This window comes from Erwinia sp. 009765445 (assembly GCF_058137865.1).
Genome location: NZ_JBYUWC010000024.1, coordinates 1 through 16,087, shown reverse-complemented (window position 1 = coordinate 16,087; position 16,087 = coordinate 1). Strand labels below are relative to the sequence as shown.

The window sequence follows — 16,087 nt, the reverse complement described above, 5'->3', positions numbered from 1 at the left end:
TTTTGTCGTTTATCCTGATACTTCGGAATTTTCAGCTTGTGTAAACGATTCCATTTATCCAGACTCGATCACGCTTTGTTTTCCCGCACTGTGCTATTTTTCTTTAAGGCTACCAGGGCATAAAGAAGGTTATCAGGACTCAACATGCAAAAATTTAATCCGGTCGATCACCCGCATCGCCGTTATAACCCATTGTCCGATCAGTGGATTCTGGTTTCTCCTCACCGCGCTAAACGCCCATGGCAAGGCGCGCAGGAGACCGCATCACAAGAAAAATTGCCGGCACATGACCCGGACTGCTTCCTGTGTCCTGGCAACACGCGCGTTACCGGTGATAAAAACCCGGACTACACCAGTACCTATGTTTTCACTAACGATTTTGCCGCGCTGATGACCGATACGCCGGATGCGCCAGAAAGTGCAGACATTCTGATGCGCTGCGAAAGCGCACGCGGTACCAGCCGGGTAATCTGCTTCTCACCAGATCACAGTAAGACGCTGCCTGAGCTTAGCGTTTCCGCACTGGAAGATGTGGTGAGAACCTGGCAGGAGCAGACCGCCGATCTCGGCCAGCACTACCCCTGGGTGCAGGTTTTTGAGAACAAAGGCGCAGCGATGGGCTGCTCTAATCCCCATCCGCATGGCCAGGTCTGGGCCAACAGCTTCCTGCCGAATGAGGCGAAGCGCGAGGACGATTTACAGCGTGCTTACTACGCTCAGCACCAGTCACCGATGCTGGTGGATTACACCACCCGCGAGCTGAAAGATGGCAGCCGCACCGTGGTGGAAACCGAACACTGGCTGGCCGTGGTGCCGTGGTGGGCAGCGTGGCCATTTGAAACGTTGCTGCTGCCGAAAGCGCACATCAAACGCCTGGTCGATCTCACTGGTGCCCAACGCCAGGATCTGGCGCTGGCACTGAAAAAATTAACCAGCCGCTATGACAACCTGTTCCAGTGCTCCTTCCCCTACTCGATGGGATGGCACGGCGCACCATTCAATGGTGAAACCAACGATCACTGGCAGCTGCATGCCCACTTCTACCCGCCGCTACTGCGTTCCGCCACGGTGCGCAAATTTATGGTCGGCTATGAGATGCTGGCAGAAACCCAGCGCGATTTAACGGCGGAGCAGGCTGCAGAGCGCCTGCGTTCCGTCAGTGATATTCATTTCCGCGAGACGGGAGCATAACAATGACTTTAAAGACCTCTACCCAACAGATTTTTGCCGAGAAGTTTGGCTATGCCGCTGACCATACCTTCCAGGCCCCTGGCCGTGTGAACCTGATTGGCGAACATACCGATTACAACGACGGCTTCGTTCTGCCGTGCGCTATCGATTACCAGACGGTGATCGCTTGTGCCAGACGTGACGATCGTCAGGTACGTGTTATCGCCGCTGATTACGATAATCAGCAGGATATCTTCTCGCTGGATGAACCTATCCTGACCCATAAAGATCAGATGTGGTCTAACTATGTGCGTGGCGTGGTCAAACACCTGCAGAAGCGCAGTAAAGACTTTGGCGGCATGGATATGGTTATCGCTGGCGATGTGCCGCAGGGAGCCGGATTAAGCTCATCCGCATCGCTGGAAGTGGCTGTGGGGACTGTTTTCCAGCAGCTTTATCATCTGCCGCTGGATGGCGCAGAAATCGCGGTCAACGGCCAGGAAGCTGAAAATCAGTTCGTCGGCTGTAACTGCGGCATTATGGATCAGCTGATCTCCGCGCTGGGTAAAAAAGACCATGCGATGCTGCTGGACTGCCGCACGCTGGGTACCCGTCCGGTGCCAATGCCTGAAGATATCGCGGTGGTGATCATCAACTCTAACTTCCGCCGCAGCCTGGTGGGCAGCGAGTATAACACCCGCCGCCAGCAGTGCGAAACCGGCGCGAGATTCTTCACCCAGACTTCACTGCGCGACGTGGATCTCAATAAGTTTAAATCCGTTGAGAACGAGCTGGATCCGGTGGTAGCCAAACGTGTTCGTCACGTGCTGACCGAAAACGCCCGTACGCTGGAAGCCGCCGATGCGCTGGCAAAAGGCGATCTGGCGCGGATGGGCGTGCTGATGGCGGAATCTCATGCCTCCATGCGTGATGACTTCGAAATCACCGTACCGCCAATTGATATGTTGGTGGATATCGTTAAGGCCACGTTGGGCGATCGCGGAGGCGTACGTATGACCGGCGGCGGCTTTGGGGGCTGCGTGGTGGCACTGATGCCGCTGGATCTGGTGGACACGGTCAAGGCTGCCGTGGCGGACCAGTACGAAGCGAAATCCGGCATCAAAGAAACCTTTTACGTCTGCAAAGCCTCTACGGGAGCGGGTCAATGCTAACTATTTCTTCCCGTGCGCCGGATGGGCTGCCGTGGCATATCACCACGCTGCGTAATGCCGGAGGTATGGTGGTCACCATTATGGACTGGGGTGCCACCTGGCTGTCAGCGCGGGTGCCGATGAGAGACGGTACGATGCGTGAAGCGCTGCTGGGCTGCTCCACACCGTCTGACTATCTGCATCAGTCTGCCTATCTGGGAGCGACCGTCGGCCGTTACGCCAACCGTATCGCCAACTCGACTATCAGCGCAGATGGCAAAACTTATCAGCTGGCGGCTAACCAGGGCGCCCACCAACTGCACGGCGGGCCGGAAGGCTTTAACAACCGCCGCTGGCAAATCGTGCGTCAGGCAGAGCAGGAAGTGGAATACAAGCTGGATTCTGTTGATGGCGATCAGGGCTATCCGGGCAATCTGCTGGTGACTCTGCTGTATCGCCTGGAAGATGATAACACCCTGTCAATCAGCTATCAGGCAACCGTGGATCAGGCCTGTCCGGTGAACCTTACCAACCATGCCTACTTTAATCTGGATGCGGATCACGACGATGTCCGTCATCACCGTCTGCAGCTCAATGCCGGGCACTATCTGCCGGTAAGCAGCGAAGGCATCCCCAATGCCGACCTGAAAGAAGTGGCAGGTACCAGCTTTGACTTCCGCCAGCCGAAAACGGTCGCGCAGGATTTCCTGCAGGATGAAGATCAGCGTGCGGTTAAGGGTTATGACCATGCCTTTCTGCTGAACAGTACGGACGGGGAACAACCCGCAGCAGAGCTGTGGTCGGCAGACGGCAGACTGAAGCTCAGCGTCTTCACCAGCGCCCCTGCCCTGCAATTCTACACGGGTAATTATCTGGAAGGCACTCCTGCTCGCGAGCAGGGCGTCTATACTGCCTTTCAGGGGATTGCCCTCGAGAGCGAGTTTCTGCCTGACTCACCGAATCATCCGGAATGGCCGCAGCCCGACTGCTGGCTGCAACCAGGTGAATCGTATCAGTCATTCACGCGCTATCGCCTGACGGCGGTTTGACTAAGCGCATGAAAATCGCGCATCGCATGCGCTACAGGCTTACTTGCCGTGAAGAATTCCGTTATGGTAATGGCCAGAAAAATTGCGACGGTCTGTGTCGGGCAATTTTCAGTTTACCATTATCTAGAAACGTCAGATTATTAAGGAGTTAAGCTATGGCTGTAACTAAGCTGGTTCTGGTACGTCACGGCGAAAGCCAGTGGAACAACGAAAACCGCTTTACCGGATGGTACGATGTGGATCTGTCCGATAAAGGGCGTACCGAAGCGAAAGCGGCGGGTCAGCTGCTGAAAAAAGAGGGTTTCACCTTCGATTTCGCTTACACCTCCGTGCTGAAACGTGCCATCCACACGCTGTGGAACATCCTGGACGAAGTGGATCAGGTCTGGCTGCCGGTTGAAAAATCCTGGCGTCTGAACGAGCGTCACTACGGTGCGCTGCAGGGTCTGGATAAAGCTGAAACCGCACAGAAATACGGTGACGATCAGGTTAAACAGTGGCGTCGCGGCTTCGCAGTGACTCCACCAGAGCTGGACCGTGCAGATGAGCGTTTCCCAGGCCATGACCCACGCTATGCGTCACTGACCGCTGAGCAGTTGCCAACCACTGAAAGCCTGGCACTGACCATCGACCGCGTGCTGCCATACTGGAATGAATCCATTCTGCCGCGCATGAAGAAAGGTGAGAAAGTGATTATCGCTGCACACGGTAACTCCCTGCGCGCGCTGGTAAAATACCTGGATAACATGAGCGAAGAAGAGATCCTTGAGCTGAACATCCCTACCGGCGTACCGCTGGTGTATGAGTTCGACGAAAACTTTAAGCCGATCAAACACTACTATCTGGGCGATGCCGACGAGATTGCCGCAAAAGCCGCAGCCGTTGCTAACCAGGGTAAAGCGAAGTAAGAATACTCGTTTTTGATAAAGCCCGTTAACGTCGGGCAATTTATCAGTCAGTAATCTGAACCTGAGTTCGATATTGCACCGGACTCAGGTTTTTTTATGTCCAGCAAAAGCTGAGCATTGCAGGATAGATGCAGGGCATGCAGACGCAACAGGTGCATTATCATTATGGCGTCAGATGATAAACCCTCATGCTGCAACAAGCGCTTATTTTACTGTAAGCTACACCAATCTAGCCACTGAAAGTGAATATAGCGTTGAAGATCTAATCTCTGATATTTCAGGTTTTCATTCTGCCGTTTGTGGGCGAAATTATATGCAATATTTAAAAATAAAAAGCGCTGAATTTGCACTTAGATTATGGGACTATTATGGCCCGACAGGAAACTACAAAAACACAGAATTGAAACCTGTATTATTCGCAGATCCTCATGACCAAATGATTTCTCATCAACCTTATAAAATACCGTCACCCGATTTTCTTATCAGATTAAGACCGCTGTCTGATAAAAAACTGATCAGGGAGTCACATTAATAATCATGAATGAGAACAGAGTGAAATTTATATTTTTAAGTGTATTCTTTATCATCATTATAATTTTTACCATGTTACTTATGCTAACCAAAGAATCAAGCCACACAGAAAATAACATATTAAAATATTACCTGATGACGCCTTCAGTGATTACCAATACGCCAAAAGCGTCCGAAAATTACAGCTTTTCGTATACTCCAGATGATAACTATGGTTACGAACACTACTCTGTTGATTTCAAATCTGTTAAAAATCCTGAGCAGAAAAAATTATACTTGAAAAATATATTTGGATGCAAAAACCCGACCCGCTGAAATCAGAATCAGTGTTGAGCTTTGATGAGGTTAATCAAAGTCAGCTAAATGTGACTTTACTGCTAAATACCCAGCGGAAATAATCACGATTCCCTGGATGCTCTGGAAAGGCTTAAAAATCTGACAACCTGCCCATAGCAAAAACGTTTGCCACAGGCAGGGACTTTAATATTGCTGAGCCAGCAATCCGCGTCAAAAATACTCCGCTAGCTGTCAGAGAACACCCGGCATTTACCCACGGCGGGTTTGCACCGCGTCGGCCAGCTGGCGAAGCACCTTCTCGGTATCTTCCCAGCCGATACAGGCATCGGTGACGCTCTTGCCGTACACCAGCGGTTCACCACTTTCCAGGTTCTGATTGCCTTCCACCAGGTGGCTTTCAATCATCACGCCGATAATGGCCTTCTCGCCGCCCGCAATCTGCTGCGCCACGTCGTCCGCTACCGTCATCTGCTTCTGGAACTGCTTGCTGCTGTTGGCATGACTGAAATCAATCATCACCTGAGGCTCCAGGCCCGCTTTCTCCAGACCCGCTTTCACCGCATTGACATGGTGCGCGCTGTAGTTAGGCTCTTTACCGCCACGCAGAATGATGTGGCAGTCGCCGTTACCGCTGGTTTCAACAATCGCTGAATGCCCATATTTGGTAACGGAGAGGAAGCAGTGAGGCGCGCCGGCGGCATTGATAGCATCAATCGCCACCTTGATAGTGCCGTCGGTGCCGTTTTTAAAACCAACCGGACAGGAGAGACCTGAAGAGAGTTCGCGGTGAACCTGAGACTCCGTGGTACGCGCTCCGATAGCGCCCCAGCTCATCAGATCGGCCACATACTGCGGCGTGATCATATCTAAAAATTCACCCGCCGCTGGCAGACCTGAGTCATTGATATCCAGCAGCAATTTACGGGCAATACGCAGGCCATCATTAATCTGATAGCTGCCATCCATATGCGGATCGTTAATCAGTCCCTTCCAGCCAACGGTGGTGCGCGGTTTTTCAAAATAAACGCGCATCACCACTTCCAGCGAACCCTTAAGTTCCTCACGCAATTTCAGCAGACGCCCGGCGTATTCTTTTGCCGCCGCGGTATCGTGAATCGAGCATGGCCCGATAACCACTAATAAACGATCGTCCTTTTTTTTCAGAATATGATGAATGGCCTGGCGGGCGTGGGCAACGGTCTGCGCCGCCAGGTCCGTGGCAGGGTATTTTTCCAGTAGAGCGACAGGAGGAAGAAGCTCTTTTATCTCTTTGATTCTTAAGTCATCATTCTGATAATTCATAATATTTCCAGTGTTTTTCTTGGCCGTACTGCACACCAGGCGCATCACGCCCAATTTATCGCGTGAGGGGAGTGGTGTAAATCGACTTTGCTCAAATTCTTGCCCTGCAGAGTTGATGTTTTGTGGTTCTTAACTACACTTTTTGTTGTCAATACTTAAAAAAAACGCATAAAGATCACAAGCTTTACCTTTGTGGACATTATGCGGGGTGTTATTTCACATCCTGAGGACGTTTATTCAAACTGCTTTTTTAAAGGGTTTGATTGGGCAATATTCAAAATTTAACGGAGCATAATGATGAATAAGTTTGCAATCGTATTCCTGACAGCAGCGATGACTTTAGGCAGCGGTGCGGCAATGGCTGAGGACAGCAACAACGGGACAGCCAATCAGGCTGCTGATGCAGGTGCTGCAGGGGGTGGCTCCGTGCAGAAAATGGCCCCAAACAATGTTGATAACAGTAATATCAACAATACCGGCGACGCCACCACGCCTAAGCACCACAAGAAAGCTACGCATCATAAAAAAATGACTGCGGACCAGATCGATAAAAACACGCAGTGCAAAGATGGTAAGTGCCCGGACATTAATAAAAAAGTCGGTCCAGGCGCGGATACCAAAACGGACGGTACCTCACAGTAATATATACAGGCTTTTAGTGACGATTAAGGAGAGCTGCGGCTCTCCTTTTTATTGCCCGCCCTCTTTCTCCCGGTGACTTACTTCAGCCAGTTACGCTATTCTTAAACTCCCAGATTTTCTCCGGATAACCTGATGATTACGCTGCTGTTGATTGACGATCATCCGCTGGTGCAGGTTGCACTTGAAGCGGCGCTGGTCAATGTGCCCTTCCCTGTTATGCTGCTGGCGGCAGAAGAAAACGTTCAGGCCCGCCAGCTGCTGGAGCAGCAGCCCATTGAGGCGGTGGTGCTGGATATTGGCCTGGCGGACAGCGACGGGCTACAGTTGCTCAAGTTTATCCGACGCCACCATCCGGATATTCCGGTGATAGTCTACTCCGCGCAGGAGGAACGTCTCTATTCGCGCCTGGCTGAAGCAGCTGGCGCAGCGGGCTATGTTGCCAAGCGCCAGCCGTTGCCCCAGCTTCTCTCCGCCATCCTCGCCGTGCTGGGTGGACAGCGTGCTTTCCCTCCTGAAATGGCCCTGGACCACAGTGAGTCGCTGCTCACGGCCAAGGAACAGCAAATTCTGGCTTTACTGGCGCAGGGATTCTCTAATCTGCAAATCGCCGGGCAGCTAAATATCAGCAATAAAACGGTCAGTACCCATAAGAAAAATATTATGGAGAAAACCGGAGCCGGCTCGGTAGTTGAACTGGCTGAAATATGGAAAACCCGGCAGTGACGGCACGCCTGCTGATGGTTTTGTTGCTGTTGATCAGCCTGACGGCTGGTGCTGCGCTGCGCCCGATCAGCAGCGTTACACTGCCGCAGGAGATGATGCCGCTGGAGCAATCTGCGGCCTGGCAGGACAAAACGCTGCGTGTTGGGGTCCTGCGGGACAACAGCACGCCGTGGAATATGGTGGTCGGTCAGGATCTGTATGGCATCAACGCCGATTATCTGGTCGCACTTAGCCGCGCCACCGGGATGCGCTTTCAGATTGATGCCTTCAATAACTGGCAGGCACTGGTTCAAGCCCTGCAGCACCAGCAGCTGGATATTCTGTTTGGTGTACCACAGCATAAACTGGCTGAGGGCATGAGCGCCACTCAGCCCTGGTTTACCAGCCCTCTACGCATCTATCGCAGCCGGGACAACCTGCGTCCGGTGATGTTCAACTCTGCCGATGCTCAAATCACCCTCAGCCGTGCCGCGCTGGCTCTGGTCGATCCGGCCTTTGCTCAGCGTCATCATTTCCAGGTGGTGGAGAACGATCTGCAGGCACTGTACGCGCTACTGAACAATCAGAGCGACTATGTGATCGCCGATGAAACCAGCGCCGGTTTCCTGCTCAGCCAGCTGCAGCAGGGGCAGATTTATCAGTTGGCTTCTCCGCTGCACCCCGGCGCGCTCCACCTGCAGGCCGTTACCACCAGCCCGGCACTGACGCAGCAGCTCGACACCGCCAGCTGCCAATGGAGGTGGTCAATGGTATTCAGGGCCGCTGGAGCAGCCAGCTGCCGCGCTACCAGGACACTTTTACCGCTCACTTGTCCCCGATGGAGAGAAGCTGGATTACAGACCATCCGCTGGTCACCTATGCCGCTATCGAGGATGATTATCCCTGGAGCTACCGCGCTGCTAACGACCAGCCCGCCGGTTACAGCGTTGAGCTGCTAAATATCATCAGCCAGAACACCGGCCTGCACTTCCAGCCCTGGTGGGTTAACAATGCGCAACAGGCCCGCGAGCTGGTCGACCAGGGCCGCGCAATGATCCAACTCACCCTGCCACTCACCGGAGATGACGCCATGCGGGCGAATACCCTGCCGATCTGGCGTGCGCTGTGGGGCATTTATGTCGGCCAGATGTCAACCCCCGTCACCAGCTGGCAGGAACTGAAAGGCCGTAAAATTGGGATCCGCCGGGGAGATATCGCCCGACAGATGATCCCAACTGGCGTGGATGTGGTGGTCTTTGATGACAGCAAAATGCTTTACGACGCGCTGGCAAACGGTCAGATCGCCGCGCTGGTTGATAATGTGATTTCGGCCCGCTGGACGATCCAGTCCCGCTACAGTAACTCTTTGCGGTTGGCGTTTGCCGCCAGCGACACCGCGTGGCCCATTACGATCGGCGTCAATCCCGCTCTGCCGCTGCTGCGCACGCTGCTGAATACCAGCCTGCAGCAAATCCCACCGGACACGCAGCAGCGGATGCGTGAAAACTGGAGCAACAACACCACGGTCCTGGCAGGCGGCAGTGAGAATATGATGCGCCCCATCTCGCTGTTTGTGCTGATTGCCGCACTGTTTGCCATCGTCATCCTGCTGATCCTGCTGGGACGGCGCTACCTTGAGCAGCGCCGCGAACAGATCCAGCGCCGGCAGCTGGAGCGCGAGCGCGAAGAGGCCGATCGGGCCAACCAGATGAAGAGCCAGTTTCTGGCCACCGTCAGCCACGAGCTGCGCACGCCAATGCAGGCGATCCTCGGTCTTCTTGAGCTGGAAGTTTCACGCCAGCCTGCCGCCGGGAATCTTGCGGTGATCCACAGCAGCGCCGCCGCCCTGCTGACCCTGCTGAACGATCTGCAGGATCACGCGAAACTGGAGAGCAACAGCTTCACTCTGGTTCCGAAGCAGCTCGATCCGGCACGCTGGCTGAATCGCCTGGCCGATTTTTACCATCCACTGATGCGCCAGAACGGCCCGGTTTTCAGCGTTCGGACAGCTACGCCACTGCCAGTGCTGGTCATGATTGACGGTGAGCGGCTGCAGCAGATTGCCAATAATCTGATCAGCAATGCGATCAAATTCACCCGCCAGGGTGAAATCCGCGTCACTCTCACGGCAGACGAGTCGACTCAACTTCTGCGCCTGCAGGTAATTGACAGCGGCAGCGGTATTCCTCCGGAAGAGCAGGCACGGCTGTTTGAGCCCTGGTATCAGACGCCCTCCGGCCGCCAGCTTTCCGTTCAGGGCAGCGGGCTGGGACTGTCGATCTGTAAAGAGATTGTCTCGCGGATGGGAGGAGAAATCCTGCTGGATTCCACAGTGGGCCGGGGAACGACGGTGACGGTACAGTTGCCCTGGCAGAAACTGGAGACAGCCTCATCCGGTCAGCAGATGATGGCCTCCGCGACAGCCGCTCAACCTGACCCGCAGTTGAGAGTCGCGGTCGTGGATGACCACCCTGCCAATCTGCTGGTGATGCAGCAGCAGCTGGCGTGGTTTGGCCTGCAGGCCGACTGTTACCCTGATGGCAGAATGCTGCTGGCCGCTACCCGATCTTATGATTTGCTGTTTATCGATTACAGCATGCCGCATCCTGATGGCGTGACGCTGGCAAAAATCATTCGCCGCCGTGAGCGCCACGGGGCGACCCGCACGCGCATTGTGCTCTGTTCAGCCGACGCTGATATCCTTGCGCATCCTCGCGTGGAGGCGCTTGCCGACAACGTGCTGCTGAAACCCGTTTCACTGCGCGAGATCGAAGCCCTTTTACCAGGCGAACCTCACTCTGCTTTTGGCGATCTTCCGTCCCGGCTGGACGATCTGGCCGGTCACAACAGCGTATTTTTAAGGAAAATTATCCAGACCCTGCAAAAAACCCTGCGGGAAGATAAGGACCGGTTGCAGATCGCTTTTGTTGAGCAGGCGTGGGACAAGGCGGAAAAAGCCGTGCACCGTATGAAGGGCAGCTGGCAAATGCTGGGCTATGCTCAAGGGGAATCCCTGTGTCAGCAGGTGGCTGAACAAGCCAGATCGCACCGCTCATCCTCTTCAGCACTGAATTTATTGATAGAATTAGCGGAAAGTTTACTTAAAGAACTGGATACTTATGGCGCACACCCACTCTGAACCGAACAGCAATCGTACCCGTCTGCTGGCGGCCTTTCTGGTTACCGTTGTTTTTATGGTGGCAGAAATTGCCGGCGGGCTGATTTCCGGCTCGCTGGCCCTGCTGGCAGATGCCGGACATATGCTGACCGATGCGGCGGCCCTGCTGATGGCTCTGCTGGCAGTGCAGTTTGCCAGCCGCAGACCCAATGCCCGCCACACGTTTGGCCTGCTAAGGCTGACCACTCTTGCCGCCTTTGTGAATGCCATCGCCCTGCTGGTGATCACGGTATTGATCGTCTGGGAAGCTGTACGTCGCTTTATGCATCCTGAACCGGTTGCCGGTGGCTTTATGTTGATTATCGCCATCGCAGGCCTGCTGGCAAATATTCTCTCTTTCTGGCTGCTGCACCATGGCAGCGAAGAGAAAAACCTTAACGTCCGCGCCGCAGCGTTGCATGTGCTGGGCGATCTGCTCGGTTCCGTCGGTGCCATTGCCGCTGCGTTGATCATCATGTTTACCGGCTGGACGCCAATCGATCCCATTCTGTCGATACTGGTCTCCCTGCTGGTGCTGCGCAGCGCCTGGGCATTGATGAAGGAGAGCATTCATGAGCTGCTGGAAGGCGCTCCGGCCTCGGTGGATGTGGAAAAACTGAAGCGGGCGCTTACGCGGGGGATCCCGGAAGTGCGTAACGTTCATCATCTCCACCTGTGGCAGGTCGGCGAAAAACCGGTAATGACCCTGCATGTGCAGGTTATTCCACCTTACGATCACGATGCGTTGCTGCACCGTATTCATAATTATCTGCATGAAAACTATCAGATTGAGCATGCCACGGTGCAGATGGAATACCAGAGTTGCGAGGACGGAGATTGCGAGCTGAGCTGGGGCAAAGGTGGGCACGATCATGCTCATGCCCACCATCATCACTGAGAACGGAGATGGGGATGCTTTCCCCACCTGCACAGGTTATGACAGCGCCCGTGAACCCTGTTCGCGGGCGCTTTTGATCCACAGCCAGCAGCCATTCAGTGCAATGAGGGTAAGAATGGCGTACTCCAGCGACATGGCATAGACCCCCTGGCGGGCGAAAATCATCACGCTGATCACGTTGATAATCACCCACAGCAGCCAGTTTTCAACGTATTTGCGCGTCATCAAAATCATCGCCACAATCGACAGCACCATCAGGCAGGAGTCCCAGAACGGGAAAGCATCCGGCTGCAGTTCCGGCATGGTGACCAACAACCCAAGCCCCTGCATCAGCGACACCGCAACGTGGGTCAGCCACGCAAACACCGGGTTGATATACAGCGTCATCAGCCCAATCGCCACCACGCAGCCTGCCGCCCAGCCCAGTGCTTTTGGCAGACTCATCCAGCGAATTTGCAGCGCGTTCAGGTTATCTGCCGTCTGCCTGCTCCACGCATACCAGCCGTAGATATTGGCGACAAAGAAGAACACCTGCAGCAGCAGGCTGGCATACAGCTGGATCTGGAAGAAGATCACCGCAAACAGCGTGACGTTGATCAACCCGAAGGCATAATTGATGATTTTTTCAAGGCTGGCGAGCCAGATGCAGAGCAAACCCGCCACGGTGCCAATCGCTTCAATCCATGAGAGATCGTAGCCACCGGCACCAAGAGGGATGTGAACCAGAATGTTATGCGTGCTGAAAAAATCCATATTGGCACCTCAGTCCTGAGCAGCAAGGGGTCAGGCGTTACCCTTTTAAACTTGCAGCAAAGGTTAGCATACGATTCAGCGGTATCAATGCGCCTTCACGCAGCGCAGCATCAACATGGATTTCATGCTGGCTGCCTCCCTGCTCCAGCCCTTCGGCAATCGCCTTCAGGCCATTCATCGCCATCCATGGACAGTGCGCACAGGTGCGGCAGGTTGCGCCTTCGCCCGCCGTTGGTGCTTCCAGCAGCTCTTTATCCGGGCAGGCCTGCTGCATTTTGTAGAAAATGCCGCGATCGGTTGCCACGATCATTTGCGGATGAGGCAACGTTCTCGCCGCCTGAATCAGCTGGCTGGTTGATCCCACTGCATCGGCAAGATCCACAATGGCCTGCGGCGATTCAGGATGAACCAGTACCGCCGCGTCAGGATAGAGCGCCTTCATCCGTTGTAGTGCCTGGGTTTTGAATTCGTCATGTACGATGCAGGCTCCCTGCCAGCAGAGAATATCCGCGCCGGTCTGGCGGGTGACGTACTGGCCCAGATGGCGGTCGGGTGCCCAGATGATCTTCTCACCCAGACTGTCCAGATGTTCAATCAATTCCACCGCAATGCTGGAAGTGACCACCCAATCAGCCCGCGCTTTTACTGCTGCGGAGGTGTTGGCATACACCACCACGGTGCGGTCCGGGTGCTGGTCGCAGAAACGGCTGAATTCGTCAATCGGACAGCCCAGATCCAGCGAGCACTCTGCCTGTAGCGTGGGCATAAGGATGGTTTTTTCCGGGCTGAGGATTTTAGCCGTTTCCCCCATGAATCGCACGCCAGCCACCAGCAGTGTGGAGGCCGCATGCTGGCTGCCAAAACGGGCCATTTCCAGCGAGTCTGCCACGCAGCCACCCGTCTCTTCTGCCAGAGCCTGGATCTCCGGGTCGGTATAGTAGTGCGCGACCATCACCGCATTGCGCTCTTTCAGTAAGCGCTTGATTTTCACCCGGTAGAATTGCTTCTCTTCACCGGAAAGGCGTGCGGGTTTTGGTGGAAAAGGATAAACGGCGGTTTCAGGATCGAACAACATCATGCTCATATCACGACTCTCGTTTTTTTAACTTAACAATTTTGCGGAAGTTATCGCATCCGCACCGGTTTACAGGCCGGTTTGTTTTGTATGCTAAACAAGATAGCCGAAATAGTCGCCTGTGTCGCTCAATTTTTCACTCGCCGCTCAGAATATGATGGCGATCACCTGAGAATAAATTCAGCAGGTTCGCTGGCTTCAATGTTGAGCAGAAAGGCTTTAACTTCCAGCCCGCCCGCAAAGCCGGTCAGTTTCCCGTTCGCACCGATAACCCGGTGACAGGGAGCAATAATCGAGATGGGGTTTCTGCCGTTTGCCGCGCCCACAGCCCTGACGGCGGTAGGATGGCCGATTTCGCGGGCTATTTCGCTGTAGCTGCGGGTTTCACCAAACGGAATTGCCACCAGTGCCCGCCAGACTTTTTTCTGGAATTCAGTGCCTTTGAAGTCCAGTGTCAGGGTAAAGCGCTGACGTTCACCGGCAAAATATTCATTCAGCTGCTTTTCAGTTTCCAGCAGCACCGGATGCTGAGGATCTTCCTGTGGGTTAAGCAGTCGCACACGTTTGGGATCTTCGTTCTCCCACAGGATCGCGGCCAGCCCCCTGACGCTTGCGACCAGTTTCAGCTCACCAACCGGTGAAGGTAGCATTTTGTAGAAATAGCCCATCACTCTTCTCCCTCTGTCACGCCTTATCGCATGGATAAGGCTTATTATCCGTAATAATGATCTTCGTGCTAGCCGTTTTCGGACACCGGTACCGGGCAGTTATCTGTCCGAAAACAGCCAGCGCTGCGGATAAAATGCACTTAACCTGTCAGAAAATCCAGTCCACAGGAACCGATGATGATCGATGCAAAAGCAGCGTACCGGGCACTCACCTCCCGGGATGTCAGGTTTGACGGCGTTTTTTACGTTGGTGTGACCTCGACCGGCATTTACTGCCGACCGGTCTGCCCGGTTAAACCCCCTCGCGAAGAGAACTGCCTGTTTTTTGCCAGCGCGGAAGCGGCGGAGAAAGCGGCGTTCCGTCCCTGCCTGCGCTGCCGTCCTGAGCTTGCGCCGGGCAATGCGCCTGTCGACAGCAGCCATCGGGTCGCGGATCTGTTGTTGCAGCGAATTGAAGAGGGTCTGATTGAGGACGTTGCCAGTCTGGAAGAAATCGCCGCTCAGTTTTCACTGAGTTCCCGCCAACTGCGACGCATTGTGCAGAAGGAGCTGGGCGTATCGCCTGTGGAATTAAAGCAAACCCGCCGTTTACTGCTAGCAAAACAGCTGCTCACGGAAACCACCCTGCCGGTGACTGAAGTGGCTTATGCCAGTGGATTTGCCAGCCTGAGGCGCTTTAATGATGTGTTCAGCGCCCGATACCGGATGCCGCCCAGCCGGTTGCGCAAAGAAGCCAGCCATACAGGAAACCAGCTTACCGCTGGTGAAACGTCAACATTGCTGCTGAGCTACCGTCCACCGTTCGACTGGAGCGCCCTGCTGGCCTTTCTGCGCATGCGTGCCATTAAGGGTGTTGAGAGTGTGGATGAACAGAGTTATGCCCGTACAGTGCGTCTGGGCGAACACAAAGGCTGGATTAAGGTGGTACAGGCCAACAATAAGCACGCTCTTAAGGTGGAGTTTTCGCATTCGCTGACGCCGGTGCTACCCGCTTTGCTTCGTCGGCTGAGGAATTTGTTCGATCTGGATGCACACCCGGATCTGATTGCCTCGCATCTGCAAAAAGATCCGCTATTGCAGAAGAGCCTGGCAAGTAATCCGGGACTGAGGGTACCTGGCGCGTTCGAAGGTTTTGAGATGGTGGTCAGGGCAATTCTCGGGCAGCAGATTACGGTTAAAGCAGCCACGACTATTGGCGGACGTTTCGCAGCGGCTTTCGGCGAAGCCTTTGCCACACCCTATCCGGAACTGACGCATCTCTCACCACAAGCTGCCAGAGTGGCTGTGGCAACGCTGGACGACGTGGCCAGCCTCGGTATCGTCAGCTCCCGTTCGAAGACGCTGCTGGCCGTTGCAGAGGCCTGTGTGCAGGGAGAGTTGCAGCTTGAGGCCGCTGTGCATCCTGAAGAGGCTATTTCGCGGCTCATCAGGCAACCCGGTATTGGCGAATGGACGGCGCATTATATCGCTATGCGCGCCCTGCGCTGGCCGGATGCCTTTCCGAAAGAGGATGTGGTGGTAAGAAAGAATCTGGGGGGCGTGACGGCAAAGCAGGCGGAGGTGATTTCGCAGGCCTGGCGGCCGTGGCGCAGCTATGCGGTGATGCATATCTGGAAAAATATGACACCTGACAAGAAGTAATCTCTGAACCCTGCCCGAATTGCAGACAGCAAAAAGGCGCCTTTAGGGCGCCTTTCTACATTGGTGGGTCGTGCAGGATTCGAACCTGCGACCAATTGATTAAAAGTCAACTGCTCTACCAACTGAGCTAACGACCCGCTACG

General features: G+C 54.5%; 13 protein-coding genes, 1 tRNA gene and 1 pseudogene. 10 read left to right on the top strand and 5 right to left on the bottom strand.

The features are described from left to right. The first annotated feature begins 144 nt into the window (after positions 1–144). The 5 genes from galT (at position 145) to AC3Y5R_RS21435 (ending at position 4,810) form a co-directional block, all read left to right on the top strand. Complete coding sequence (gene galT, locus AC3Y5R_RS21455; protein ID WP_489923015.1) at positions 145–1,191, top strand: galactose-1-phosphate uridylyltransferase; 1,047 nt, start codon at positions 145–147, stop codon at positions 1,189–1,191. Positions 1,192–1,193: 2 nt separating this feature from the next. After that, positions 1,194–2,342, top strand: coding sequence for a galactokinase (gene galK, locus AC3Y5R_RS21450; protein ID WP_489923014.1), 1,149 nt, complete (start codon positions 1,194–1,196; stop codon positions 2,340–2,342). Next, a complete protein-coding gene (gene galM / locus AC3Y5R_RS21445) occupies positions 2,336–3,370 on the top strand; it encodes a galactose-1-epimerase (protein ID WP_489923013.1) in 1,035 nt (344 codons plus the stop codon). The genes galK and galM overlap by 7 nt, the downstream gene beginning before the upstream one ends. Before the next feature lie 155 nt (positions 3,371–3,525). Next, positions 3,526–4,278 carry a 2,3-diphosphoglycerate-dependent phosphoglycerate mutase gene (gpmA, locus tag AC3Y5R_RS21440; protein ID WP_158784698.1) on the top strand — a complete coding sequence of 251 codons (753 nt, stop codon included), beginning with the start codon at positions 3,526–3,528 and terminating at the stop codon, positions 4,276–4,278. 73 nt (positions 4,279–4,351) lie between these two features. Further along, complete coding sequence (locus AC3Y5R_RS21435; protein WP_489923012.1) at positions 4,352–4,810, top strand: hypothetical protein; 459 nt, start codon at positions 4,352–4,354, stop codon at positions 4,808–4,810. A 545-nt stretch (positions 4,811–5,355) separates the two neighbouring features. On the opposite strand, the gene aroG is transcribed toward AC3Y5R_RS21435, so the two are convergent. Further along, on the bottom strand, positions 5,356–6,408 hold the full coding sequence (aroG, locus tag AC3Y5R_RS21430) for a 3-deoxy-7-phosphoheptulonate synthase AroG (protein ID WP_158784699.1): 1,053 nt from the start codon (positions 6,406–6,408) through the stop codon (positions 5,356–5,358). 294 nt (positions 6,409–6,702) lie between these two features. On the opposite strand from aroG, the gene AC3Y5R_RS21425 reads away from it, so the two are divergent. The 4 genes and pseudogenes from AC3Y5R_RS21425 (at position 6,703) to zitB (ending at position 11,807) form a co-directional block, all read left to right on the top strand. Then, entirely contained in the window at positions 6,703–7,050 is a 348-nt protein-coding gene (locus AC3Y5R_RS21425; protein ID WP_489923011.1) for a protein YbgS, read from the top strand. 132 nt (positions 7,051–7,182) lie between these two features. Continuing rightward, a complete protein-coding gene (locus AC3Y5R_RS21420) occupies positions 7,183–7,773 on the top strand; it encodes a LuxR C-terminal-related transcriptional regulator (protein ID WP_489923010.1) in 591 nt (196 codons plus the stop codon). Then, positions 7,755–10,891 (top strand): annotated as a pseudogene (locus AC3Y5R_RS21415) (hybrid sensor histidine kinase/response regulator). Before AC3Y5R_RS21420 ends, AC3Y5R_RS21415 begins: the two are co-directional and overlap by 19 nt. Then, the gene (gene zitB / locus AC3Y5R_RS21410; protein WP_489923009.1) at positions 10,872–11,807 is read left to right on the top strand and encodes a CDF family zinc transporter ZitB; all 936 of its coding nucleotides are present in this window, start codon (positions 10,872–10,874) and stop codon (positions 11,805–11,807) included. Before AC3Y5R_RS21415 ends, zitB begins: the two are co-directional and overlap by 20 nt. Positions 11,808–11,843: 36 nt before the next feature. On the opposite strand, the gene pnuC is transcribed toward zitB, so the two are convergent. The 3 genes from pnuC to AC3Y5R_RS21395 all read right to left on the bottom strand — a co-directional run bounded on the left by pnuC (position 11,844) and on the right by AC3Y5R_RS21395 (position 14,303). Next, a complete protein-coding gene (pnuC, locus tag AC3Y5R_RS21405; protein WP_489923008.1) occupies positions 11,844–12,560 on the bottom strand; it encodes a nicotinamide riboside transporter PnuC in 717 nt (238 codons plus the stop codon). Between the two features lie 37 nt (positions 12,561–12,597). Further along, positions 12,598–13,638: a quinolinate synthase NadA gene (nadA, locus tag AC3Y5R_RS21400; RefSeq protein ID WP_489923052.1), complete on the bottom strand. Its 1,041-nt coding sequence runs from the start codon at positions 13,636–13,638 to the stop codon at positions 12,598–12,600. 161 nt (positions 13,639–13,799) lie between these two features. Next, positions 13,800–14,303 (bottom strand): methylated-DNA--[protein]-cysteine S-methyltransferase, encoded by a 504-nt coding sequence (locus AC3Y5R_RS21395; protein WP_489923007.1) that lies wholly within the window; start codon positions 14,301–14,303, stop codon positions 13,800–13,802. 177 nt (positions 14,304–14,480) lie between these two features. Here AC3Y5R_RS21395 and AC3Y5R_RS21390 point away from each other — a divergent pair, with 177 nt between their 5' ends. After that, entirely contained in the window at positions 14,481–15,944 is a 1,464-nt protein-coding gene (locus AC3Y5R_RS21390; RefSeq protein WP_489923051.1) for an AlkA N-terminal domain-containing protein, read from the top strand. A 61-nt stretch (positions 15,945–16,005) separates the two neighbouring features. Here the strand turns inward: AC3Y5R_RS21390 and AC3Y5R_RS21385 are convergent. Continuing rightward, positions 16,006–16,081, bottom strand: a tRNA-Lys gene (locus AC3Y5R_RS21385). Between the last annotated feature and the right edge of the window lie 6 nt (positions 16,082–16,087).

Bases quoted from the DNA above. Each gene is read 5' to 3' on its own strand.
- galT (WP_489923015.1), top strand. From the start codon at position 145: ATGCAAAAATTTAATCCGGTCGATCACCCGCATCGCCGTTATAACCCA.
- galK (WP_489923014.1), top strand. From the start codon at position 1,194: ATGACTTTAAAGACCTCTACCCAACAGATTTTTGCCGAGAAGTTTGGC.
- galM (WP_489923013.1), top strand. From the start codon at position 2,336: ATGCTAACTATTTCTTCCCGTGCGCCGGATGGGCTGCCGTGGCATATC.
- gpmA (WP_158784698.1), top strand. From the start codon at position 3,526: ATGGCTGTAACTAAGCTGGTTCTGGTACGTCACGGCGAAAGCCAGTGG.
- aroG (WP_158784699.1), bottom strand. From the start codon at position 6,408: ATGAATTATCAGAATGATGACTTAAGAATCAAAGAGATAAAAGAGCTT.
- AC3Y5R_RS21425 (WP_489923011.1), top strand. From the start codon at position 6,703: ATGATGAATAAGTTTGCAATCGTATTCCTGACAGCAGCGATGACTTTA.
- AC3Y5R_RS21420 (WP_489923010.1), top strand. From the start codon at position 7,183: ATGATTACGCTGCTGTTGATTGACGATCATCCGCTGGTGCAGGTTGCA.
- zitB (WP_489923009.1), top strand. From the start codon at position 10,872: ATGGCGCACACCCACTCTGAACCGAACAGCAATCGTACCCGTCTGCTG.
- pnuC (WP_489923008.1), bottom strand. From the start codon at position 12,560: ATGGATTTTTTCAGCACGCATAACATTCTGGTTCACATCCCTCTTGGT.
- nadA (WP_489923052.1), bottom strand. From the start codon at position 13,638: ATGATGTTGTTCGATCCTGAAACCGCCGTTTATCCTTTTCCACCAAAA.
- AC3Y5R_RS21395 (WP_489923007.1), bottom strand. From the start codon at position 14,303: ATGGGCTATTTCTACAAAATGCTACCTTCACCGGTTGGTGAGCTGAAA.
- AC3Y5R_RS21390 (WP_489923051.1), top strand. From the start codon at position 14,481: ATGATCGATGCAAAAGCAGCGTACCGGGCACTCACCTCCCGGGATGTC.